Raw genomic sequence first — 5,763 nt, 5'->3', positions numbered from 1 at the left:
GGACCGGAGAGATCTCCGGTCCCGCCCCTTCGCCGTACGGGGTCGGGCGGGCGGCGGTCAGCCGCGCTGGATGCCCGAGGTGTCGGACAGCACGCCCTGGGTGCCGTCCTGCAGCTGGGCGACCAGCGCGGCGCCGCGCTGCTCGACCGCCAGGTACCAGGTGCCGGGGACGAGCTCGCCGACCGGGGCACCGGCCGGGTTCTCCTTCGGGGCCAGCTGGCGCGGGGCCGGGACGGCGAACCAGAACGGCGCGAAGTCCGCCGCCGGGGCCTGCTGCGGCTGCGCGGCCTGCTGGGCGGAGGCCTGACGGGCGGCCTCGGCCTCGGCGGCCTGGGCGGCCGCGTGCTGGGCGGCGAGGTCCTGCGGCTGGCCGGGGATCGGCTGGGCCTGCTGGCCGGCCTGCGGCGACGGGTAGCCGTAGCCGCCGGGCTGGCCGCCGTACGCCGGCTGCGCCTGGTTCGGGTCCTGGCCCGGGGCCGGGTAGCCGTAGTGGCCGGGCTGGCCCTGCTGGCCCGGGGCGGGGTAACCGCCGGCCGGGAAGGCGGCCGGGGCGGCCGGACGGTCGGTGACCAGCGGGGTCTTGAGGACCGGGAGCAGCTGGCCGCCGGCGGCGCCGCCGGCCAGCACGATCAGCGCGATCACGGCGAGCCAGGCGCCGAAACCGTGGTCGATGCCCTCCAGGCCGCCGCCGAGCGACCACAGCGCCGCCCAGAGCGCGGCCACCGAGAAGGCGATGCCCCACTGGTCCAGGCGTAGGCCGAGGATCTGACGGTTCGCGGCGGCCTGGCCCTGGAACCGCTGGACCAGGATCAGGGCGGCGGCGAGGATGCCGAGCAGGAAGACCGAGGGCAGGACGGGGAACAGGACGCTGTCCCAGGCGTTCGTCGAGGTGTCGCCGCAGTACTTGCTCTTGCAGTCGACGGTCCAGTACGGCAGGAAGGAGGCGATGAAGAGCAGGACGGCCGCACCTGCGACGGCGGCGTCTCCCTTGGTGAGAGCGCGCAGATTCACTAACGTTCCCCTCGTTGGTGTGTCGTGGTCGGCGGTTTTCGTATCGGTGTCCGGCCGGCGTGCTGCCGCCGCCCGCCCGGTCGGCTGACCGGCCGGAAAACCCCGAACGGACCAGAAGCCTAGGGCCAACGACCGCGCGGGTGCACGGCAGGGCTCGGCAATGGGGCGAAGTCGTTGCAAACCACGCGGTTCCGACGCGGGCCGTCCACCGTACCGTCGATTCCCACGGGGCCCGCGCTGCGGCCGTGTTCGGCGCGCGGCCGGCCGCCGGTGGGCCTGGGTGCGGACGCGGGAGGCGCGGGCGGTGGTGGCGCGACCGGCGTGTCGGGCGCGGTGACCGGCTTGCCGACCGGCGAGGTGACCGGCGAGGGGACCGATACGGGGACCGGCGCGGTCACGGACGGGCCGGGTGCCGGGCCGTCGGTCACCGCCGCCCGGCCCGGTCACCGCCCGGTGGTGAGGAACGCCGTCAGCGCGTCGGCGATCCCCTGGGCGGCCTGCTGGCGCCACTGAGGATCCGTCATCCGGCGGGCGTCCACCGCGTTGCGCATGTTGCCGCACTCGATGAACACCTTGGGCACGGTGGAGAGGTTCAGCCCGCCGAGGTCCGAGCGGGTGTCCAGGCCCTCGCTCGCCGTGTAGTCGGCGTACGGCTCGCCCGTCGCGGCACGGAAGTTCTCCCGCAGCAGCAGGCCCAGCCGCCGGGAGGGTTCGACGATCGCCGAGGTGTTCGCCCGGCCGGCGACCACCTTCGCGGGCATGATCACGTGGAAGCCGCTGCCGCTCGCCGGAGCGCCGTCGCCGTGCACCGAGACCGCCGCGTCGGCGTGGACGCTGTTGCCGGCCTTCGCCCGCTCGTCGATGCACGGTCCCCACGGGCGGTCGCCGTCGTGGACCAGCACCACGGTGGCGCCCCGGGCGGCGAGGATCGCGCGGGTGCGGCGGACCACGTCGAGCGAGTACTCGGCCTCGGTGTAGCCGGCGTTGGTGGTGGTGCCGGTGGCGTCGCACTCCTTGCGGGCGTTGCCGATGTCGACCTGGCGGTTGATCTCGGTGGTGTGGGTGGCGTTCCCGGTGTTGTGGCCCGGGTCGAGGAGGACGGTGCGGCCGGCCAGGGTGGTGGCCGTGGGGGCGAGGGGTGCTCCGGGGGCGGTGGGGGCGCTGGAGCCGGGGGCCGGTGCGGGGGACGCGGAGGTGGCGGGCGTGCCGGGGGCCGTCGTACCGGGAGCGGCCGGTCCGGTGGCGGGTCCGGTCGGGGCGGGGGGAGTGCTGGGAACGGGGGCGGGGACGGCGGGAAGGCCGGGGGCCGCGCCACCGGGGGCGGAGGGCGCGGTGGACCGGGTGGGCGCGGTGGAGGGCCCGGCCCCGTCACGGGTGCCGCGGTCGGGGCTGCCGACGGCCTGCCAGCCCAGCCAGCCGGCCACCCCGAGCGGGGCCAGGACGCCGACCACCGTCACGGTGCGGAGCAGCGCCGACCGGCCGCGCAGTCCGGTCCGCTCCGCCGTGCGGGGCCGGGCGGTGGGGGCGGTGGGGGCGGACCCGCCGGTCGCGGTGGTCGCGGCGGGCTCGGTGGACCCGTCGGACACGGTGGGTCCGGTGCCGGCGGGCTCGGTGCCGGCGGGCCCGGGGGCGGTGTCCGGCTCACGGGGTCCGGTGGGTCCGGACGGCTCGGCCGGGTGGTGGTGGGTGGTGCGAGTCACGGGTGGTTCAGATCCGGTCCTGGGTGCGGGGGGTGAGGCCGAACTGGTCGGCGATGGTCTTCCACTTCGCGACGAAGTCCTTCTTCGCCTGGGTGGCCTGCGGGTTGAGCTCGTCGGCACGCTTCTTGTCGGCGGTGTTCGGGGCGGCACCCGAGCAGCCCTGGGTGGCGACCGTCCGGGCCCAGGCCGCGTACGCCCGGTCGATGTCGGCGGAGAGCTGCCAGGCGGACCTCAGCGACTGGACGGCCTCCGCGCCGCCGGGCAGGTCGGTGACGCTCAGCGTGGCGAGCTTGGTGAGGAGCTGGTCGCGCTGCTTGGCCCCGTTGTCGAAGACCTGCGCCGAGGAGTCGATCTCGGACTTGGCCGGGCAGCTGTTCACCTTGGCGACCGCGTTGCCGATCGGGGCCTTGGCGTTCTCGCCCTGGCCGAGCAGCTCGTCCAGGGCCTTGGCCTGGGTCTGCGCGTTGGGACCGCCCGCGGTGGCCGACGCGCTGGGGGTCGGGCTCGCCGCGGCGGTGTCGGACGCGGCCGGGGTCGGCGCGCCGGCGGAACCGGTCGGGGCCGGGGCGGGCGGCGGGTTCCCGGACGCGGCGGTGCCGCCGGTGACGGAGGCCGACGGGCTCGCGGGGCCGGCCTGGTCGGTCGAGCCGCCCTTGTCCCGGACCGCCCAGAGGATGCCGCCGCCCAGGGCCAGGACGAAGAGCAGGGCGAAGGCGATCAGCAGTGGTGCGCGCCTGTTGCCGGGCCGGTCCTCGTCGTCGTCGTGCTGGCCGTAGCCGGTCGGGTAGTCGTGCTGGGGATAGTCGTACTGCTGCTGTTGCGGGGCGGGTGGGCCGTAGGGGGGCTGACCGTACGCGGGCCGGCTGTGGCCGGGCTGGTCGTAGGAGGCCTGGTCGTAGGAGACCCGGTCGTACGGGGCCGGGTCGTACGGGGCCGGGTCGTAGGCGGGGGCCGGGTCGTAGGGCGGGTTCTGGCCGTAGGGCCGGCCGTACTCCGGCTGGGGCGGCGGGGGCTGCTGCGGTGAGCCGTGGGGCGCGCCGTACGGCGGTCCGGCGGGGGCGGCCTGCGGGAACGCCGGGGCGGTCGGGGCCGCGGGCGGCGGGGTGCCGTCCCGGGGCGGCAGCGAACCGGGCGCGGCGGGCCGCGGCGGCACCGGTTGCGGGATGACGGCCGTCGGGGCGTCGTCGGCGGGCGGACCGGGGGGCCCGGCCGGGGACCGCGGGGGCTGCTGCGGAGCGGGGACGGCCGGCGGCGCGGCCGGGGCGGTGGATTGCTGAGGACCGCGCACCCAGCCGCCCGCACCGCCTCTGGCGGTCGGGTCCCAGACCGCCGGAGCGGTGTTCTGCTGGTCCGTCATCTGTGCTGGCCCCCACGGTCTGCCCGGGTGCGCTCCGCCCGGATGCTCTGCTTTGTCGTACGGCCGTGCCGCCGTCGCGGGCGTCCGCGACCGCGCGGACACCGTACCGTTCGCGCCCCCGCCCGACAGCCCCGGCACGACGTTAGAGCATCCGTGACGCCTGTGGGCCGGGTGCGCGGATTCCGGACACGCCTTCGGACGCCGCCGTCGGACCGTCGGGGACACCGGACCGTCGGGGCACGGGACGGTCGGGGCACGGGACGGTCGGGGCACCGGACGGTCGGGGCACGGGACGGTCGGGGCACCGGACGGTCGGGGCACGGGACGGTCGGGGCACCGTTCCACGGACCGCCGCCGTCCCGGGGGCGGGTCAGCCGGTGACGCGGCGCAGGACCCGCAGCGAGCCGGTCACCGAGATCTCCTCGAAGCCCTCGGCCAGGGCGCGCAGGTAGACGCGGTAGGGGGCCTGGCCGCCGTCGGCGGGGTCGGGGAAGACGTCGTGGACCACCAGCAGGCCCTCGGGTGCCAGGTGCGGCGCCCAGCCCTCGTAGTCGTTGGTGGCGTGCTCGTCGGTGTGGCCGCCGTCGATGAAGACCAGGGCGAGCCGGCCGCCCCACAGGGCCGCGATCTGCGGGGAGCGGCCGACCAGGGCGACCACGTGCTCCTCCAGGCCGGCCGCGTGCAGGGTGCGGCGGAACCGGGGGAGGGTGTCCATCCGGCCGACCTCCGGGTCGACCAGGGTCGGGTCGTGGTACTCCCAGCCGGGCTGCTGCTCCTCGGAACCGCGGTGGTGGTCGACGGTCAGGGCCACGGTGCCGGCCGCCCGGGCGGCGGCGGCCAGCAGGATCGCGGAGCGGCCGCAGTAGGTGCCGATCTCCAGCACGGGGAGCCCGGTCCGGCGCGCGGCGGTCACGGCGGCGGCGTACAGCGCCAGGCCCTCGTCCACGGGCATGAACCCGGTCGCACCCTCGAACGCGGCCAGCTCCTCGGGCTCGGGGCGCGTGGTCTCCAGGGGGTCGGACATGGTGGTGCTCCTCGACGGGTGGGCCGGTGTGCGTGCTCGCGGTCGGACCCTACTCGACGGTACGGAGCCCGCCCCACCCCTTGGCCCCACTCCCTGGTCCCCGCCCCTGGCCGGCCATCGTGGGCGGGCTGGTTCCGCTGCATCGCCGGGGCAAAATATGTCGACCGGTCTACATGTTCCGCCTGAATATGCCGATCGGTCTACATATTTGAGGTGGGAGAACCAGGAATATGTAGACCGGTCCACTTATTTGGGGATGTGAGTGCCTGAATCGCTAGACCGGTCTACATATTTCTGCGCACAGGGCGGGTCCGCCGCCGCCCGCCGTCCAGCTCGGCGGGCGGCGCGAGGCTGCCGGGGTGGACGGCGGCTGGGGCAGGTGGGGCGAGGAAGGGGAGCGGAGGTGGCCCCGGGTGGACGGGTGTGGCCCCGCGATCGACCGCAGGACGACTCCCCGACGGTCCCGGCGGGCTGCGGTCGGATCGGCCACGCGGACCGGACTCTCTTGTCGCTGGGGGAACTGCGCGAGACCTGAAAGCTCAAAAAATAAGTAGACCGACCGACATATTTCCCGTCGCTGTCCCGTCCTCCCGTCACAGTGCCCCGCTCTCGGAAGCGGCTCCTGCGCAGGAAGTCGGCCGGTCCGACTTCCTGCGCAGGAGGGGTGCAGG

At 75.8% G+C, this 5,763-nt stretch carries 4 protein-coding genes; all 4 read right to left on the bottom strand.

Features of this window, described 5'->3' with window-relative positions:
- Window positions 1-57: 57 nt before the first annotated feature.
- The 4 genes from ACFCX4_RS34190 to ACFCX4_RS34175 all read right to left on the bottom strand — a co-directional run bounded on the left by ACFCX4_RS34190 (window position 58) and on the right by ACFCX4_RS34175 (window position 5,092).
- The gene (locus ACFCX4_RS34190; RefSeq protein WP_376151017.1) at window positions 58-1,011 is read right to left on the bottom strand and encodes a hypothetical protein; all 954 of its coding nucleotides are present in this window, start codon (window positions 1,009-1,011) and stop codon (window positions 58-60) included.
- A 443-nt stretch (window positions 1,012-1,454) separates the two neighbouring features.
- Window positions 1,455-2,711 carry an N-acetylmuramoyl-L-alanine amidase gene (locus ACFCX4_RS34185; protein WP_376151015.1) on the bottom strand — a complete coding sequence of 419 codons (1,257 nt, stop codon included), beginning with the start codon at window positions 2,709-2,711 and terminating at the stop codon, window positions 1,455-1,457.
- A 7-nt stretch (window positions 2,712-2,718) separates the two neighbouring features.
- Window positions 2,719-4,068, bottom strand: coding sequence for a hypothetical protein (locus tag ACFCX4_RS34180; RefSeq protein WP_376151013.1), 1,350 nt, complete (start codon window positions 4,066-4,068; stop codon window positions 2,719-2,721).
- Between the two features lie 370 nt (window positions 4,069-4,438).
- Window positions 4,439-5,092: a class I SAM-dependent methyltransferase gene (locus ACFCX4_RS34175; RefSeq protein WP_376151011.1), complete on the bottom strand. Its 654-nt coding sequence runs from the start codon at window positions 5,090-5,092 to the stop codon at window positions 4,439-4,441.
- Window positions 5,093-5,763 lie beyond the last annotated feature (671 nt).

This window comes from Kitasatospora sp. NPDC056327, assembly GCF_042261735.1.
Taxonomy (GTDB): domain Bacteria; phylum Actinomycetota; class Actinomycetes; order Streptomycetales; family Streptomycetaceae; genus Kitasatospora.
This window is presented reverse-complemented; position numbering and strand designations above follow the sequence as displayed.

Excerpts from the sequence above, each read along its gene's own strand:
- ACFCX4_RS34180 (WP_376151013.1), bottom strand. The coding sequence starts at position 4,068 with ATGACGGACCAGCAGAACACCGCTCCGGCGGTCTGGGACCCGACCGCC.
- ACFCX4_RS34175 (WP_376151011.1), bottom strand. The coding sequence starts at position 5,092 with ATGTCCGACCCCCTGGAGACCACGCGCCCCGAGCCCGAGGAGCTGGCC.